General features: G+C 65.6%; 13 protein-coding genes and 2 pseudogenes. 11 read left to right on the top strand and 4 right to left on the bottom strand.

Annotated features, from left to right (window positions below):
- The first annotated feature begins 204 nt into the window (after positions 1-204).
- From OKW41_RS11485 to OKW41_RS11460, 6 genes and pseudogenes are all read left to right on the top strand, one after another.
- A complete protein-coding gene (locus OKW41_RS11485) occupies positions 205-681 on the top strand; it encodes a response regulator (protein WP_018425151.1) in 477 nt (158 codons plus the stop codon).
- A 270-nt stretch (positions 682-951) separates the two neighbouring features.
- Positions 952-1,818 (top strand): glucose 1-dehydrogenase, encoded by an 867-nt coding sequence (locus OKW41_RS11480; RefSeq protein ID WP_429572546.1) that lies wholly within the window; start codon positions 952-954, stop codon positions 1,816-1,818.
- An 87-nt stretch (positions 1,819-1,905) separates the two neighbouring features.
- Positions 1,906-2,220, top strand: a complete 315-nt coding sequence (locus OKW41_RS11475) for a hypothetical protein (protein WP_429572545.1) — start codon at positions 1,906-1,908, stop codon at positions 2,218-2,220.
- A gap of 155 nt (positions 2,221-2,375) precedes the next feature.
- Positions 2,376-2,936, top strand: a complete 561-nt coding sequence (locus OKW41_RS11470) for a (2Fe-2S)-binding protein (RefSeq protein WP_429572544.1) — start codon at positions 2,376-2,378, stop codon at positions 2,934-2,936.
- A complete protein-coding gene (locus OKW41_RS11465; RefSeq protein ID WP_429572543.1) occupies positions 2,933-3,940 on the top strand; it encodes an FAD binding domain-containing protein in 1,008 nt (335 codons plus the stop codon). The genes OKW41_RS11470 and OKW41_RS11465 overlap by 4 nt, the downstream gene beginning before the upstream one ends.
- Positions 3,937-6,199 (top strand): annotated as a pseudogene (locus tag OKW41_RS11460) (xanthine dehydrogenase family protein molybdopterin-binding subunit). The gene OKW41_RS11465 and the pseudogene OKW41_RS11460 overlap by 4 nt, the downstream one beginning before the upstream one ends.
- A gap of 71 nt (positions 6,200-6,270) precedes the next feature.
- Here OKW41_RS11460 and OKW41_RS11455 read toward each other — a convergent pair.
- Positions 6,271-6,690, bottom strand: coding sequence for a PRC-barrel domain-containing protein (locus OKW41_RS11455; protein ID WP_429572542.1), 420 nt, complete (start codon positions 6,688-6,690; stop codon positions 6,271-6,273).
- A 291-nt stretch (positions 6,691-6,981) separates the two neighbouring features.
- Here OKW41_RS11455 and glgX point away from each other — a divergent pair, with 291 nt between their 5' ends.
- From glgX to OKW41_RS11440, 3 genes and pseudogenes are all read left to right on the top strand, one after another.
- Positions 6,982-9,195: a glycogen debranching protein GlgX gene (glgX, locus tag OKW41_RS11450; protein ID WP_429443560.1), complete on the top strand. Its 2,214-nt coding sequence runs from the start codon at positions 6,982-6,984 to the stop codon at positions 9,193-9,195.
- 150 nt (positions 9,196-9,345) lie between these two features.
- Positions 9,346-9,522, top strand: coding sequence for a DUF2934 domain-containing protein (locus OKW41_RS11445; RefSeq protein WP_429443557.1), 177 nt, complete (start codon positions 9,346-9,348; stop codon positions 9,520-9,522).
- Positions 9,523-9,617: 95 nt separating this feature from the next.
- A pseudogene (locus tag OKW41_RS11440) lies at positions 9,618-11,687 on the top strand (AI-2E family transporter).
- A gap of 56 nt (positions 11,688-11,743) precedes the next feature.
- Here the strand turns inward: OKW41_RS11440 and OKW41_RS11435 are convergent.
- Positions 11,744-11,917, bottom strand: coding sequence for a hypothetical protein (locus OKW41_RS11435; protein ID WP_429348585.1), 174 nt, complete (start codon positions 11,915-11,917; stop codon positions 11,744-11,746).
- Positions 11,918-11,980: 63 nt separating this feature from the next.
- Complete coding sequence (locus OKW41_RS11430; RefSeq protein ID WP_429572541.1) at positions 11,981-13,591, bottom strand: FAD-dependent oxidoreductase; 1,611 nt, start codon at positions 13,589-13,591, stop codon at positions 11,981-11,983.
- 266 nt (positions 13,592-13,857) lie between these two features.
- Between OKW41_RS11430 and OKW41_RS11425 the strand changes: the two genes are divergently transcribed.
- Both OKW41_RS11425 and OKW41_RS11420 read left to right on the top strand, forming a co-directional pair.
- The gene (locus OKW41_RS11425) at positions 13,858-16,002 is read left to right on the top strand and encodes a response regulator (RefSeq protein ID WP_429572540.1); all 2,145 of its coding nucleotides are present in this window, start codon (positions 13,858-13,860) and stop codon (positions 16,000-16,002) included.
- Positions 16,003-16,153: 151 nt separating this feature from the next.
- Positions 16,154-16,441, top strand: coding sequence for a hypothetical protein (locus OKW41_RS11420; protein ID WP_429572539.1), 288 nt, complete (start codon positions 16,154-16,156; stop codon positions 16,439-16,441).
- A 121-nt stretch (positions 16,442-16,562) separates the two neighbouring features.
- Here the strand turns inward: OKW41_RS11420 and OKW41_RS11415 are convergent, their stop codons facing one another.
- Positions 16,563-17,582 (bottom strand): class I fructose-bisphosphate aldolase, encoded by a 1,020-nt coding sequence (locus OKW41_RS11415; RefSeq protein ID WP_429572538.1) that lies wholly within the window; start codon positions 17,580-17,582, stop codon positions 16,563-16,565.
- Between the last annotated feature and the right edge of the window lie 60 nt (positions 17,583-17,642).

Here is a 17,642-nt window from a genome sequence, read left to right as displayed (position 1 = left end):
ACGTCGTGATGAATGGGCACGCTGAATCCCGCATTCCAGCTGATTGAAACGCTGGAATGCGCGACGAGGCGTGCTGGCCGCGGCATCGTCCGATGCGAACCGGGAATAACAAAAAGCTGCTCGTAGTCCGGCAAAAGCAATGGGATCGAATCTTGCACGTGTGGCGCGGATGCCCTTCAGGGCCAATGTAAAGGGCGAGAAATAATGACTGTGTTCAACGACAACGTGGACAGCAGCGACGACGTGCTCGTATGGCGACCGATCCGCTATGCGATGGCCGCGCATCGTCGTGTGCTGGTAGTCGACGATTACCGGGAAGCGGCCGATGCGCTGCAAATGCTACTGATGGCCGACGGCTTCGAATGCCGCGCGCTCGACGATCCGTTTGCCGTGTGCGAGACCGCGCGCGAATGGCAGCCGTTCGCGGTGGTGCTCGACATCAAGATGCCGGGACTCGACGGGCTCGAACTCGCGCGGCGGCTGCGCGCGCATCCGCAGACTTCACACATGCTGCTGGTCGCGTGTACCGCGTTTGCGTCGCGCGACGATCGCGCGCTCGCGAAGGCCGCGGGCTTCGACGCGCATTGCGCCAAACCGTTGACGCCCGAGCGTCTGCTGCGCGTGCTCGAATCGGCGGCGGCGTTGCACGCGGCGGAGCCATCATCTGAATCACGCTGTTAGCGAAAACTTCCTGACAGTTCTGTCATTTCTGCACGGTCGTCGGCAGGAAATCGCACTCGTCGCTCCGCGAATCCGTTTGTCATCAATCTGCCATCTGTCCGCCACCGTTCTGTCCAATGCAGTTTCTTAAGCCATGTGTGCGCCTGCGCCGCCCGGCGCGCAGGAGTTTCCGCTCGCTATTGCATGCAGGCCCACTCGTTGCTGAAAGACCGATGATGCGGCGCGTTCGTGCGCGCCGCCCATGGTCATTCGCATTGAGGGAGATCCGACATGAGCGACACGCAACGTCCGGCACCGCCGTTTCCTGAACAGCAGCAGGACCAGAGGCCCGGCCGCACGGCCGACATGAACCCGCAACCGGATCACGGCGAGAAAACCTATGAAGGATCGGGGCGTCTCGCAGGCAAGGCGGCGATCGTGACCGGCGGCGACAGCGGCATCGGCCGCGCGGTCGCGATCGCGTTCGCGCGCGAAGGTGCGGATGTGCTGATCGCCTATCTCGACGAAGACGACGATGCGCGCGAGACCGCGCGCTGGGTCGAGGAAACGGGTCGCAAGGCGGTGCTGGTCGGCGGCGATATCCGCGATCGCACGCATTGCGATGCGATCGTCGACAAGGCGATCGAGGCATTCGGCCGGCTCGACGTGGTGGTCAACAACGCCGCGTATCAGATGAGCTATCCGTCGCTCGATGCGATCAGCGACGAAGAATGGGACAAGACCTTCGATACCAACATCGGCGCGATGTTCAGGATCACGCGCGCGGCGGTGCGCCATATGAAGCCGGGCGGCGCGATCATCAATACGTCGTCGATCAATGCCGATCATCCGAATCCTGGCCTGATCGCGTATGCGACCACCAAGGGCGCGATCCAGAACTTCACCGGTGGCCTCGCGCAATTGCTCGCGGAAAAAGGCATTCGCGCGAACTGCGTGGCGCCGGGACCGATCTGGACGCCGTTGATTCCATCGACGATGCCGGCCGACAAGGTCGAGCAGTTCGGCAAGCAGGTGCCGATGAAGCGCCCCGGCCAACCGGCCGAACTGGCCGCCGCGTACGTGATGCTCGCGTCGGATGAAGCGAGCTACATCTCGGGCGCGACCATTGCGGTAACGGGCGGCGCGCCGATTATTTAGGTTGTCGAACTGATGGCGGCATGGCCGCCTGCGCTCACGTACGAGGTTCGCGCAGTGGGTTTTCATAACGTCATAAGGGAGAGTGCCATGAAGATCGATGTATCCGTCAAAGTGGGTGCCGCGCTCGTTTCAGGCTGCCTCGCGCTAGGCTTCGCGCAGGCGGGCTTCGCGCAGACCGGTACCAATCCGTCCATGCAAAACAGCAAGTCTGCCGCGCAACCCGGCGCAAGTCAGGAAGAGTCGCGCACGCCGGATACGACCAGCGCGAACAACGCGAACGGCAATGTCGGCGAATCGGGGGGCGCCACCAATGGCGTCGCCGGTGGCGGCAATGGGAAAACCACCAACAGGCGCTTCAAAGGCGCGACGCCGCCGCACGCGGGTAGTGGGGCGGGGCAATAAGTGATCCGTCGAGCGCGCCGGCCTGCCTCGCGCCGCGCCGGACGCCGCGGCGGCATCGCGCTCGCGCGCTGTCGCCGCTTTGCATGGGTTTGAGTTGCGTTGAGTTCCGTCGCGTGTCGCATTGCTTGCGCGATGCCTTGTGAGGAGGAAATCCGATGGCTATCCCCGATGCTGAAACCGCCCGGGCCGACGCGCCCGAGTCGCATGCATTGACGTTCGAGATCAACGGCGAGACGCGGCGCTTCGACGTCGAAGCGTGGACCTCGCTGCTCGATCTGCTGCGCGAGCATGCGCACCTGAGCGGCACCAAGAAGGGCTGCGATCACGGTCAATGCGGCGCTTGTACGGCGATCGTCAATGGCCAGCGGATCAATACCTGCCTCGCGCTCGCGGTCGTGTACGACAGCGCATCGATCACGACGATCGAAGGTCTCGCGAACGGCGACACGTTGCATCCGCTGCAGCAGGCGTTCATCGATCACGACGCGTTCCAGTGCGGCTACTGTACGCCCGGACAAATCTGCTCGGCGCACGCGATGCTCGAAGAAGGACATGCGCGCTGCGCGGACGATGTGCGCGAGCAGATGAGCGGCAATCTGTGCCGCTGCGGCGCGTATCCGAACATCGTCGCGGCGATTCTCGACACTGCGCATTTCGGTGACGATGACGCAAGGCAAGACAGTGCGGTCGCGAATAAAGCTGGAGCGCGGCCATGAACCGCTTCTCGTACACGCGCGCCGATGCGGTGCAGGATGCGCTCGAACGGCATCGTTCGGACAGGGGCGCCGCGTTCCTCGCGGGCGGCACGAATCTCGTCGACCTGCTGCGCGAAGACGTGGCGCGCCCGGCTTTGCTCGTCGACATCAACCGTTTGCCGCTCAGGCAGATCGAAGCGTCGGCGCAAGGCGGCCTGAAGATCGGCGCGCTCGTAACCAATAGCGCGCTCGCGTATGACGATACCGTCGCGACACGCTACCCGCTGCTCGCGAAAGCGATCCTGGCGGGCGCGTCGCCGCAGATTCGCAACGTCGCGACGGTCGGCGGCAATCTGCTGCAACGCACGCGCTGCTACTACTTCTACGACATTGGCACGCCGTGCAACAAGCGCGAACCCGGCAGCGGCTGTCCGGCGCTGCACGGCGTGAACCGCATTCACGCGATCCTCGGTGCGAGCGAGCACTGCATCGCCGTGCATCCGTCCGATATGTGCGTCGCGTTGGCGGCGCTCGGCGCCACCGTGCATCTGATCGGCAACGACGGCGCACGCACGCTGCCGTTCGCGGATTTTCACCGGCTGCCCGGCGATACGCCGCATATCGACACCAACCTGCGCGACGACGAACTCGTGACCGCGATCGAACTGCCGCCGCAAGGTTTTGCCGCGCATCACGCGTACGTGAAGGTGCGCGACCGCGCATCGTATGCGTTCGCGCTGGTGGCGGCCGCGGTCGGTGTCGAACTCGATGACGAGTCGCGGATCGTCGACGCGCGTTGCGCGCTCGGCGGGGTCGCGCACAAGCCGTGGCGCGATCCCGCCGCCGAAGCCGCACTGCGCGGCGCGACGCTGAACGCGCAAACGTTGCGCGATTTCGCGGCGATGCTGCTGCGCGGTGCGCGCCCTCAGCGCGACAACGCGTTCAAGATCGAACTCGCGGCGCGCGTGATCGTGCGCGCCTTCGGCGAGGCCACACAACGTTCGTTCGAGGAGGCCGCGCGATGAACCGTGCCGAAACCTTGCCGTCGACAGGCAGCCCGAAGCCTGCCACCGGCGTGCCGCATTCGCGTGTGGACGGGCCCGTCAAAGTGACCGGCGCCGCGCAATATGCCGCCGAGTTCTGCGTCGAAGGGCTCGTGTATGGCGTCGTCGTGTCGGGCACGATCGCGACAGGCAAGATCGTGTCGATCGATACCTCGGCCGCCGAGGCGCTGTCCGGCGTGCTGCTCGTGCTCACGCATCGCAAGCGCCCGGCGCTGCCGTCGGACGTCGACGCGTTCAAGGACATGGTCGCGCCCGGCGGCACGCCATTGAGGCCGCTGTGGGACGAGCGCGTGTGGTACAGCGGGCAGCCGGTCGCGCTGGTGGTCGCGCAATCGCTGGAACTGGCGCGCTACGCGGCGTCGCTGGTGCAGGTGCGTTACGAGGCCGGCTCGCACCAGACCGATATCGAAGCAGCGTTGACGAGCGCCGTGCCGCCGTCGGCCGAGAAGGGCGGCTTCGATTCGCCTCCGCCCGAGCGTGGCGACCCACGCAAGGCGTTGGCCGCTGCAAAGGCGCGCGTGGACGCGTTCTACACGACACCACCGGAGTATCACAATCCGCTGGAAATGCACGGATGCACCGTGGTGCCCGATGTGCAAGGACGCTTGACCGTCTATGAAAAGACTCAGGGGGTCGTCAATACGAAGGGCTATCTGACGCGTGTGTTCGGTTTGAAAGACGACGAAGTGCACGTGGTGTCGCCGTTCGTCGGCGGCGCATTCGGCTCCGGCTTGCGGCCGCAATATCATCTGGCGCTCGCGGTGATGGCCGCGCGCGAACTGAAGAAACCCGTGCGCGTCACGCTGACCCGGCAGCAGATGTTCACCTTCGCGCATCGTCCGCAAACGGTGCAGCGCGTCGCGCTCGGCGCGTCGGCGGATGGCCGCCTGCAGGCAGTGATCCACGAGGCGGTGTCGGAAACCTCGCGCTACGAGGACTACTGCGACGTGGTGGTCGACTGGGCGGGGCAACTGTATCGATGCGACAACGTGTCGATGGGCTACCGGGTCGCGAAGCTCGACGTGCCGACACCGGCCGACATGCGCGCGCCCGGCGCGACACAAGGACTCTTTGCGCTCGAAGTCGCGATGGACGAACTGGCCGAGGCATTGCGGATGGACCCGCTCGAATTGAGGCTCGTCAACTATGCGGAGCGCGACGCGAACAGGAATCTGCCGTTTTCGAGCAAGGCGCTGCGCGACTGTTATCGCGAAGGCGCGGCCCGCTTCGGCTGGGCGGGGCGGCCGCTCGAGGCGCGCGCACGCCGCGACGGCAACGAGTTGATCGGCTGGGGCATGGCGACCGGTGCGTGGGACGCGATGCAGAACGAAGCGGCCGCACGCGCGGTGTTGACGCCCGATGGCCGCGTCAGCGTGTCGAGCTCGACCGCCGATATCGGCACCGGAACCTACACCGCGATGACGCAGATCGCCGCCGACGCGCTCGGCGTGCCGCTCGGCGACGTCAGCTTCGAACTCGGCGACACCCGGCTGCCGAGGGCGCCGATCGAGGGCGGATCGTGGACGGTGTCGTCGGTGGGCAGCGCAGTCGATGCCGCGTGTACGCGCCTGCACAATCGTCTGGTTGAACTGGCGCGCGAACATGGTGGGGCACGGTTCGCGTCGGCGACTCGCGAACACGTGCGGCGCGAGCGCAACCGGCTCGTGTGCGGGGCCACACGCGGACGACTCGATCGCGATTGCGACGCTGTTGCAGCGCGCCGGGCTGGACGAACTCGAAGAGCAGGCCAGCGTGAAGCCGCACGAAAAGCAGCAGGCGTATTCGATGGGCACGCATTCGGCGGTGTTCGCCGAAGCGCGCGTCGACGACGCGCTCGGCACCGTGCGGGTCACGCGTGTGGTCAGCGCGGTCGCGGCAGGACGCATCGTCAATCCGAAGACGGCGGGCAATCAGGTCGCGGGCGGCATCGTGTGGGGCATCAGCATGGCGCTGCACGAGCACGGCCAGTTCGATCACGTGCTAGGACGGCAGATGAATCACAACCTCGCCGAATATCATATGCCGGTGAATGCCGACATTCACGAGATCGACGTGCTGTTCGTCGACGAGCGCGATGACATCGTCAATCCGCTCGGCGTCAAAGGTGTCGGCGAAATCGGCGTGGTGGGCGTGGCCGCGGCAGTGTGCAACGCGATCTGGCATGCGACCGGCAAACGCATCCGCGATTTGCCCATTACGCCCGACAAGCTGCTCGGCTGACTACGCCCCTGAACGCATGTGCATGGATGGCCCGTTGCCGCGTCGATCGATTCGACGCGGCAACGCCGCGCTCAATCCGCGTACTTGAACTCCGGCAACGCCTCGAGCGATTTCTTCGTCGCCTCGGGCAGCACGACGCGCCGGTTGTCGATCTGCAGATCGTTGAGCGGCACGGCGACCAGATGCTTGCCCATGCCGAGAAAGCCGCCGACCGACAGGATCGCATACGTGGTGCGCTCGGTGCCCGGCGAGACGATCAGATCATCGAGCGTGCCGATGTTGTCCTTGTTGCGGTTGTACACGTCCGCGCCCGACAGCTTCGACGCGCGATAGCCGCTCGCGAGCTGCACGACGTCCGTGCGTTTTTCGGTGATCGCCTGCGGCGCGCCTTGCGCGAACGAGCTGCCGCACGTGCCCAACGCGGAAATCAGCGTAATGGCGGCGAGAAGCGATGCGGAAGCGGCCAGCGGTGTGATCTGCGTGTTGCGCATCTGTGTTCTCCCGATTTGGTGTCGTGGCGTTTCGACGGCGCGCAATGCGTGCGCCTTGCCGCTATGCTGCAAATCTCATGCCGCGACTTTGAGCTGAGGAAAGCGAGGCGGATCAGGCCCATAAGTTGCTGCACCCACCGGCCCGCTGCTTGCGCGCGGTGCAATGTCCGGCGCGGGCCTCGAATGCCTACACTGGAACAATGAGCAGCAAAGAACCCGTGGAAAGGCAGTTGAAAAAAACACATGCATGACCCTGAGATACCAACCTCCTCGCAGCCACTGAGAACACCTATGTCATCCCCAGCCAGCTACTCGACGCGCATCGCCGAAGGCACGCCTTTTCCGCTCGGCGCGACATGGAACGGCAGTGGCGTCAACTTCGCGTTGTTCTCCGCGCACGCAACCAAAGTCGAACTGTGTCTGTTCGATGAAACTGGCCAACACGAACTCGAACGGATCGAGCTGCCCGAATACACCGACGAGGTATGGCATGTGTTCGTACCGAATCTGAAACCGGGTGCCGTCTATGGATATCGCGTGCATGGTCCCTACGAGCCCGAAAACGGGCATCGCTTCAATCCGAACAAGCTGCTTCTCGATCCATATGCGAAGGCGCACATCGGCGAGCTTAAATGGGCGCCGGAAATCTTCGGCTATACGCTCGGCTCGGAAGAGCTCGACCTGTCATTCGATGAACGCGATAGCGCGCCTTTCGTGCCGAAGTGCAAGGTGGTCGACGCGAATTTTTCGTGGAGCCATCCGGAGCGCAACGCGCTGCCGTGGGAGCGCGTGATTCTCTACGAGACGCACGTGCGCGGCTACACGAAACTTCATCCGCGAGTGCCCGAGCGTCTGCGCGGCACGTTCGCGGGTCTGGCGCAGCAGCCGGTGCTCGACCATATCCGCAGCCTTGGCGTGACCTCGGTCGAGCTGATGCCGATCCAGACTTTCGTCAACGACAGCCATCTGCTCGACAAGGGTCTCACGAACTACTGGGGTTACAACACGATCGGCTTTTTCGCGGCCGATCCGCGCTTTTTCGCGTCATCGACCGAGTCGGTCGGCGAATTCAAGGAGATGGTCGACCGCTTTCACCAGGCCGATCTCGAAGTGATACTCGACGTCGTGTACAACCACACGGCTGAAGGCAACGAACGTGGCCCGACGGTTTCGTTCAAGGGCATCGACAACGCGTCGTACTACCGGCTGATGCCCGACGAGCCGCGCTACTACATCAACGACACCGGCACCGGCAATACGCTGAACCTGTCGCATCCGCGCGTGCTGCAGATGGTGACCGACAGCCTGCGCTACTGGGTCACCGAAATGAAAGTGGACGGCTTCCGCTTCGATCTCGCGACGATCCTCGGCCGCGAAGATCACGGTTTCGACGAGGGCGGCGGCTTTCTCGACAGCTGCCGCCAGGACCCGGTCCTCTCCAGCATCCGGCTGATCGCCGAGCCGTGGGATTGCGGCCCCGGCGGCTATCAGGTGGGCGGTTTTCCGCCGGGCTGGGCCGAATGGAACGATCGCTTCCGCGACACCGCGCGCGCGTACTGGAAGGGTGACGAGGGCACCGCCGCCGATCTCGCGACGCGCGTCACCGCGTCGGGCGACAAGTTCAATCATCGCGGCCGGCGGCCGTGGGCGAGCGTGAACTTCATTGCCGCGCACGACGGCTTCACGCTGAACGATCTGGTCTCGTACAACGACAAGCACAACGAGGCAAACGGCGAGGACAACCGCGACGGCCATTCGGACAACAAGTCGTGGAACATGGGCGTCGAAGGACCGACCGACGACGCCGACATCCGCCAGCAACGCGAGCGCCAGAAGCGCAATCTGCTCGCGACGCTGCTGCTGTCGCAGGGCACGCCGATGATTCTCGCCGGCGACGAATTCGGCCGCACGCAGCAGGGCAACAACAACGCGTATTGCCAGGACAACGAGATCAGCTGGGTCGATTGGGATGCGATCGACGACGACGGCCGCGCGCTGACCGAGTTCGTGCGCAATCTGACCACATTGCGCCACCGTTTGCCAGTGCTGCGGCGCGGCCGTTTTCTGACTGGCGAATACAACGAGACGCTCGACGTGACCGACACGCGCTGGCTATCGCCGGACGGCACCGACATCACTGACGAGCAGTGGGCCGATCCGGCGATGCGCTGCTTCGGCCTCGTGATCGACGGCCGTGCGCAGGCGAGCGGCATTCGCCGCCTCGCGTCCGACGCGACCTTGCTGCTGGTGCTGAACGCCTATCACGACGTGGTCAACTTCACGCTGCCCGACGTTCCCGAGGGCGAGCGCTGGACCTGCCTCGTCGACACCAACATGCCGGTGCGCGCCGAGCTGCCGCAATTCAGCGCGGGCGATGCCTACCAGGTGACCGGCCGCTCGCTGCTGCTGTTGGCGCTCGAAGCGCCGAGCCGCGCGACGCAGCGCGTGTTCGACCGCCTCGAAGAGCAGTTGACTTCCGACGAAGGCGACTCCGCGCCAGGCTAGTCCAGGCTGGCGAGCGACGCCAGCCCGTTGCAAAAGCGGGCCGCACCACAGGTACAAGGTTTGCTCCTTCTGTGGTTGACGATACGCACGCGTCTCCTATCTTCGCCACGGCAGGCGCGCGCACGCAAACGGCCAGGCTGGGGTGAACAAATGGAACATGAACCGAGCGTCGACGAGCAGATCCGCACGCGCGCCTACTATCTGTGGGAGCAGGCGGCCGAGCCGAAGGGCACGCCCGAGCAATACTGGGAGCAGGCCCGCAGTGAGATCGAGAAGGAGGCACCACCGGTCGAGAGCGGGCCGGTGTCGGGCGATACGATGAAATAGACATTGCTCAACGGTGTTGAGCAATAAGACTCCGAGCCGGCGAACCGCGTGCGGCTCAGGGACCGTTTTCCCATGCCCGATTTTCGCTCCGCAAGATGAACGACACACCCGAGCCGCGCGGCACGAGCCCCGCCGCGCGCATTCAGGCGGCCTCCACCGCACTCGGTATCGAGGGCCTCGTCACGTTCGGCGTCGGCGTGATCGCGGTCGCATGCCTGTACGTCGCGAGCGCGGTGATGATTCCGATCACGCTCGCGATCCTGTTGAGCTTTCTCGTCGCACCGCTCGCCGATGCGCTGTCCCGGCTCAAACTCGGCCATGTCGCGTCGGTGTGCGCGGCGGTCCTGATCTCGGTGTCGGTCATCGCGCTGCTGTGCGCGGTAATCGCCACACAGCTGACCGATCTCGCGGCCGGCATGCCGCGCTATCAGGCGACCATCCAGCACAAGATCGACACCGTGCACAGTCTGACGATCGGCAAGCTGAACCGTTTCGCGAGCGAGGCAGGGCAGGCATTGCAGCGCGCGATGATCGAGCCGCCGCAGCCGTGAGCGTCGAACGGCGCGGCGGCCGCGGCGAGTCCGCAGGCGTCGACGGCGGTGCCGGTGGAAGTGCGCGAGCCGGTGCCCACGCCGTTCGAGCTCGCGCGACGCGTGCTGTCGCCGGCCATCAGTCCGTTGGAAACCGCGTTCATCGTTTTCGTCGTCACGATCGTGATCCTGCTGCAACGCGATGACCTGCGCGATCGCGCGATCCGGCTGTTCGGCTCGCGCGACCTGCACCGCACGACCACGGTGATGGACGAGACCGCGCGGCGCTTGAGCCGCTACTTCGTGTCGCAACTCGGCGGCAACACCGGCGTCGGTGTCGCGATCGGGGCGGGGCTGTTTCTGATCGGCGTGCCGAGCCCGATCCTGTGGGGCATTCTCGCGGCGCTGCTGCGGCTCGTGCCCTACGTCGGCATCTGGATCGCGGCGATACTGCCCACCGCGCTCGCTGCGGCGGTCAGTCCCGGCTGGGCGATGGCGATCTGGTCGCTGGTGCTGTTCGTGGTCGCGGAACTGGCGGTGGGGCAGGTAGTCGAGCCGCTGCTGTATGGGCGCAGCACCGGCCTGTCGCCGTTTTCGGTGGTGGTCGCGGCGATCTTCTGGAGCTGGATCTGGGGGCCGATCGGGCTGATCCTGTCGACACCGTTGACGCTGTGTCTGCTGGTGCTCGGGCGGCACGTGCGGCGTCTCGAGTTTCTCGACGTGCTGCTCGGCGATCAGCCCGCGCTGACGCCAGTCGAAAACTTCTATCAACGCGCGCTCGCCGGCGATCCGGATGACGCGATCGAGCAGGCCGAAGTGCTATTGCGCGACTGCTCGCTGTCTGCCTATTACGACGAAGTCGCGATCCAGGGCTTGAGGCTCGCGGCCAATGACCTCACGCGCGGCAGCGTGACGAGCGCGCAACTCGCGCGCATCGAGTCGACGACCAACGACCTGGTCGACGGCCTCGACGGCTACGAGGATCGCGAGCCGGCGCCGCTCGCGATGCAGGCGAACCCGGGCGCGGTCGGGCCGCGGGCTCCCTCCGACGAAACGCCGGCCGCGCGGGCGATGCCACGATCGCTCGACGCCGCGAACAGTGGCATCGGCACCAGTACGGTCACGCCCGAACAGATCGACGGCCAGCAGCAGGGGCCGATCGGCCAACCGTCCGCCGCCGCGCCCGTGTTCGCCTGGCATGCGCCGACGAGCCGGGTGTTGTGCCTGCCGGGCCGTGGCCCGTTCGATGCGCTGGCGACGATCATCCTGCTGCAGTTGCTCGGCAAGCACGGCTTCGCGGCGCGCTCGCTGCCGCACGAGGCGGTGTCGCGCGCGTCGATCGACAGCCTCGTGGCGGACGACGTGGGCATCGTCTGCCTTCTGTATCTGCAGATCGACGGCATTCCGTCGCATCTGCGCAATCTGATCCGGCGCATCCGCACGCGCTTGCCGAAGGTGGCGATCGTGGTCGGCCTTTGGACACCCGAGGATACGCAGCAGTGGAGCGCGGAACAGCAGGAATCGCTGGAAGCGGAGTGCTCCGTGACATCGTTGCAGCAGATGCTGGCCGCGTGCCGTCGCATCGATGCGACGCGAACGGTGATTGCGGAGCCGCAGTTCGAGGATGGCCGTTAGGTGGTTTTCCTGAACAATCGTTGCTGATGCGTCCCGGCATCGCGGCTTTTATCCGTCTATTGACCGGCGGGCTTGTCGTGCCCGCCCTTTGACTTGTCCTGCTCCGGCTCGATCTTCGTGGTGCCGCCCGTCGAAGGCGGGTCGCTAGCCGGGAAGCTATCTTCGACCTGCCTGTCGATCTGCTGCTCGCTCTTTTCCGAGTGCGGATGCTTTTCCTTGTTTGTCGTCATGGTGGCTCCTTGCTCCAGGTTGAACGTCAAGACATCGGATCGCGCGGGTCCACGTGCGCATCGTCACGACGCCGCCGCTTCCGCCGCGCCGATGATCGCGAGCGCGTCGGCCCGCGACAGCCCGCCGCGCATCGCGTCGGAAAGCCGCGCGGTCAGCGCTTCGCGCTCGCAGGCGAACACCGCGTCGACGTGGCCGTCACGCACGTACAGCGCGATGAACTGGTGACGATCGAAGTCGCCATCGACGACGATCTCATCCCACTCGCTCGCGTGACCGAGGTATTCGAAGGTCTTGCCGTAGTGATAGGTCCAGAAGAACGGCACGTCGGCATAGCGATTGCGCAAACCGCACATGTTCTGCGCGGCGATGCGCGCATGCTGCTGCGCGACGCGCCAATGCTCGATACGCACCGGCTCCTGGTTCTCATGCAGCGTGAACACGGCGATATCGCCGGCCGCATACAGACCGCACGCGGCGTTCATGCCGGCATTGACGATCACGCCGCCGTCCTTCTGCAACGGCAGTCCTTCGACAAACCCCGTAGCCGGCGCAACCCCCGTGCCCAGAAGCACGACATCGGCCGCGATGGCCTCGCCGCCGGCAAGCATCACCGTATGCACATTGCCTTCCTCGCCCTCGAGCGAGGCGACCTTGGCGTCGAGATAAAACTTCACGCCATTGCTTTCGTGCAGCGCGCGAAACATCCGGCCCGCGCGCTCGCCGAACTGCTTCGCGAACGGCACCTTGTCACGCGAAATCACGGTGACGGGCACGCCGTGGTTGCGCAACGCGGACGCGACTTCGAGGCCGATGAAGCTGCTGCCGAGAATCGCGACGCGGGTTTGCGATGCATCGTCGCCGAGCGCGTCGATCAACGCGGCGGCATCGTCGAGGTGTCGAAGCACATGCACGCCGCCGAGTTCGCAGCCGGGCATGTCGGGCACTTTCGGCACGCTGCCGGTCGCGAGCAGCGCGGTGTCGTATTTCAGCGGCTCGATGCTCTGCTCGCTACCACCCGCGCCGGCTTCGAAATGGATCGTGTGCGCAGGCACGTCGAGCCGCGCGACCTTCGCGACGATGCGCTCGATGCCGTGCGTGTGCAGCCAGTCGGGCGGCAGCAGCGGCGGCACGTCGGCGGGCGCCATTTCAAACGAGGGGACGAATTTGCTCAGCGAGGTGCGGTCATAGGGCGCGTGCGCTTCGTCGCCGATCAGCGTGATGCGGCCCTCGAAGCCGAACTCGCGTAACGCGGCACAGGCAGCGGCGCCGGCCGCGCCCGCGCCGATTACCACGTAGTGCTTGTCTTGCGCGGTGGCATCGGGCGGGGCTGTGTGCGCCGCCGGTGCCGCCGCTGCGATTTTTTCCGACGACACGAGCACTTCGTCGCCATCGAGCGTGACCGGGTAGCGATCGAGCGGCAGCAGCGCGGGCGGCTCGAGCACGTTGCCGGTCGCGACGTCGAACGTACCCTTGTGCCATGGGCAGATGATGCGGCCGTGGCACAGCGCGCCCTCTTCGAGCGGGCCCCCGGCATGCGGGCAATCAGGCGAGTACGCCCGCACGGTGTCGCCATCGCGCACCAGCAGAATCGGCGTGCCGTCCACGATCACGCGCACCGCGCGGTCCGCTGGCAATTCCGAGAGCCGCGCGACGCGGCGGGCAGTCGTGGACATGGTGAGGCCTCGCGCAAGAAAGAGCTCGCGCAGCGCACGCAAACGCGTCGCGAGCGGTGACGGAAGTACGCTTGCCATCAAGCAGCGATAAGGCAGCAATCGTCGTGCCCGGACGCGTCGACGGAGTGATGCCGTGAAGCCGCTTGGGAAGATAGGCCGAGTTGCGGTAAATTTCGAGACAGGGGAATTAGCGCGCGAACAGCGGCGTGCGAATTCCCAGGCAATGCCTTCCCTGACCGTATGCAACTTTGATGGAGCAGGTGACCGTGCAGCGTGCAGAACGTATCGCAGTCGATGTGCCGATGCCGTCACGCAACTTCGCGGCGACGCGGCGCATGCTGCTGATCTTGCTGGCCGTGTCGATCGTGTTTCCGTTGGCCTGCCTCGTGGGCTATGGCTACTTCGACTACCAGCGCCGCATCTCCGATGCGAACGATGCGCTCGACCGCCTCGCGCGCGTGGCGCAGGAGCAGGCCGTCAAGGTGCTGGATTTGAACCGGCAGATGGCCTCGCGCGTGATCGAGCTGCTCGGCAATTCCGACGACGCGCAGATCCGCGCGCGCGAGCGCGAATTGCACGAGCGTCTGCAGAGCATCGGCGGCGACTTTCCGCAGGTGGCGTCGATCTCGCTGCTCGGTGTGAACGGCCAGTTACTTGCGTCGAGCCTCGTGTATCCGGCGCCGGCGATGACGATCGGCTTGCGCGACGACTTTCTCGCCGCGAAGTCGATGCGTCCGCAGCCGTATTTCTCGCTGCCGATGTTCGGCGCGCTGTCGAAGATCGACGTGTTCACGACCGCGATCGGCCGCACGGGTACGGACGGTCAGTTTCTCGGCGCGGTCACGGTGGCGCTGCGCAACGAATATTTTTCGCGCTTCTATCGCGAGCTGACCAACGGCGATCCGTCGCTCGCGCTCGCGCTGTACCGGCAGGACGGCAATCTGCTGGTGCGCTATCCGCCATGGCCGGCCGGCGCGCGGCCGTCGATGCACAGCGCGTTCATGTCCGCGTTGCGCGACAAAGAGCTGTTCGGGCACGTGCGTCTGAATTCGACCGTCGACGGTGTCGAGCGGCTGCTCGCGTTTCGCCGCGTCGGCGACTATCCGTTGTATGTGATGAGCGCGTATTCGACGTCGTCGATCGTGGCGGCGTGGCGCGCGCACTTTATGTTCATCGCGGCGCTGACGGCGGTGCCCTGCATCGCGATCTGGTGGCTCGTGCTGTATTCGCTGCGTCAGCTCGAGGCGGAGCGGCGCGCGTGGGAGCGGTGGCAGGGCGAGGTCGCGATGCGTCTATCGGCCGAGGCGTCGAGCCGGCAACTGCAGCGCATGGGCGCGCTCGGCAATCTGGTCGCGAATGTCGCGCACGATTTCAACAACCTGCTGATGGTGGTGTCGGCGAACACCGAGCTCGCGCGCCTCAAACATTACAACGATCTCGAGAAGGAAGTGCATGCGGTCGAGCGTGCCACGGCCACGGCCGAAGCGCTGACGCGGCGTCTGTTGAGCGTCGCGCGCAAGCAGCCGCTGAAGCAGGAGCCCGTCGAGCTTGCGCGCTGGCTGCCGGCCGCCGTGCCGCTGATCAACGCGGCGCTCGGCGACACGATCGAACTGGCGTTGCGGATGCCGGAGAACCTGTGGCAGGTGCTCGTCGATCCGACCGATCTCGAGTTCGCGATCGTGAACATCGCGATGAACGCGCGCGATGCGATGCCGCGCGGCGGGCGCTTCGTGATCCGCTGCCAGAACAATCGGCTGGTCAACAGCGATACGCTGCTGCCGGACGGCGAGTACGTGCTGATCGCCTGTTCCGACGACGGCGAAGGGATGCCCGAATCGGTCGCGCGTCGTGCGTTCGAGCCGCTGTTCACGACCAAGCTGCGCGGCTCGGGCACCGGCCTCGGGCTCGCCCAGGTGCTGTCGATGTCCGAGCAGGCCGGTGGCACCGCGAAGATCGACAGCGTGCTGGGCAGCGGCACGACGGTGCGGATGTTTCTGCCGCGCTATCGTGAGCGCGCCGCGCTGGCCGGCGCCGATGCGCGCCAGCCGCTGCCGACCGCGGCCGGGGCCGTGCTGCTCGTCGAGGACAACGAGGACGTCGCGGCCGGCGTGACCGCGGTGCTCGAAACCTTCGGCTGCGAGGTGCACCACGAGCCGACCGCCGACCAGGCGTTCGACGTGCTGAGCGCCGGCGAGCGCTTCGAGCTCGTGCTGTCGGACATCCAGATGCCGGGCAAGCTGAACGGTATCGACCTGGCGGAGAAGATCCGCAGCGCGTGGCCGTCGCAAAAGATCGCGCTGATGACCGGTTACGCCGACGAGCTCGACCGCGCGCGTCGGCTCGGCATCGCGATACTCGCGAAGCCGTTCAATATCGACGAACTGCATGCGCTGGTGGCTTGCGGCACCTGAAGCCGCGGCACCGTTCGTCTATCGCGTCCATGGGCTTTTCCTGGCGTGCTGTGCTGCGGCACAGCCCTTGCTGAAAAGAGCGCGAGGTTTGCGCACGCGGTCACCGCGCGCCCACTTCCTTTCGACACTCTCGACACCCAGGAGAATCGCCATGAAGATCAGACACGCAGTGCTCGTTTCCACCTTGCTCGCGGCTTCGTCGCTCGCAATGGCGCAAGGCGCCGGCGGTGGCGCAGGCGGCGGCGGGGGGCCCGCCGGCAACGACCCGAACAGCAACGCCGCGACCTCGACACGCGAGGGCGGCGATGCGGGGCCGACCGGGGCGACCACGCCTTCGACTCACCATCACGTGAAGAAGCATTCGAAGTCGAAGAAGCCCATGACCGACTCGACGAATACGCCGGGCGCCGACGCGAGCAGCGATACGAAGGGGCAGTAAGCGCAGCGTATCAAGGCAGAAGGGCGGCTGGAGTCGCGCGTCGGGTGTGACCCGGCGTGTCGGCTCCTGCCGCTTTGTACATAAACGTGATTACTGGCGATTTGCAATCGCTCGCCAGCGGTCAATCCTTTTCCATCGCCGCGTCGTACTTGCCGAGCGCGGCCGCGCCGTTCAGACGCGCGCGCTTGAGCAACGCCTGCTGCGCTTCCTTCACGTTGGCCGGCTGTCCGCGCCACGCATTCAACGGCGGCTCCTGCAACGCGCGCCCGTACGAAAAGCTCAGATTCCACGGTAGCGCGCCGAGCCGGTTCATCGCACTGAGATTGGCGGTGGCCTCCTCGGGCGACTGTCCGCCCGACAGGAACACGAGACCGGGAACCGAAGAGGGGACCGTACGCATCAGCACGCGCACGGTCGCCGCCGCGATATGCGCCGTGCTCGACTGCTGCTGATGCTCGGAGCCGGCCAGCACCATGCTCGGCTTCAGCACGATATGTTCGAGCACCACGCGATGCCGATGCAGCGCATGAAACACCTCGTGCAACACGGCCTCGGTGACTTCCGCGCAACGCTCGATCGTGTGCTCGCCGTCCATCAGCACCTCGGGTTCGACGATCGGCACGATGCCGGCTTCCTGGCTGATCGCCGCGTAGCGCGCGAGCGAATCGGCGTTCGCCTCGATCGCGAGCCGGCTCGGCAGGCTCGCGGTGATGTTGTAGACCGCGCGCCACTTCGCGAAGCGGGCGCCGTGCCGCTTGTAATCGACGAACCGTTTGGCGAGACCGTCGAGGCCTTCGATGATCTCGTCGCCGGGAGCGAGCGCAAGCGGCACCTTGCCGAGGTCGACCTTGATGCCGGGCACGATGCCGTTTGCCGCGGCCACCTGCGGGAACGGCGTGCCGTCGTCGGCTTTCTGGCCGAGCGTTTCTTCGTAGAGGATCACGCCGCTCACGAACTCGCCGAGGCCGGGCGTCGTCAGGAGCAGGTTGCGATACGCGCGACGGTTTTCCTCGGTCGATTCGAGGCCGATCGTCTTGAAGCGTTTGGCGATGGTCGGGCCGCTTTCGTCGGCGGCGAGAAGACCCTTGCCCGGTTGAACCATCGCCTTGACGGTGGCTTGCAGCTCGCTACGGGTGTCCATGAGGTGTGCTCCCTTGGGTAGGTTCCGTTCGATGCGGTGTGCGGAGAAGTGCCGGTGACA

This window comes from Paraburkholderia sp. UCT70 (assembly GCF_050434085.1).
In the GTDB taxonomy this organism is placed as follows: Bacteria; Pseudomonadota; Gammaproteobacteria; order Burkholderiales; family Burkholderiaceae; genus Paraburkholderia; species Paraburkholderia tuberum.
Note: the sequence above shows the minus strand (reverse complement) of the source record. Positions and strands in the feature narration are given on the sequence as shown.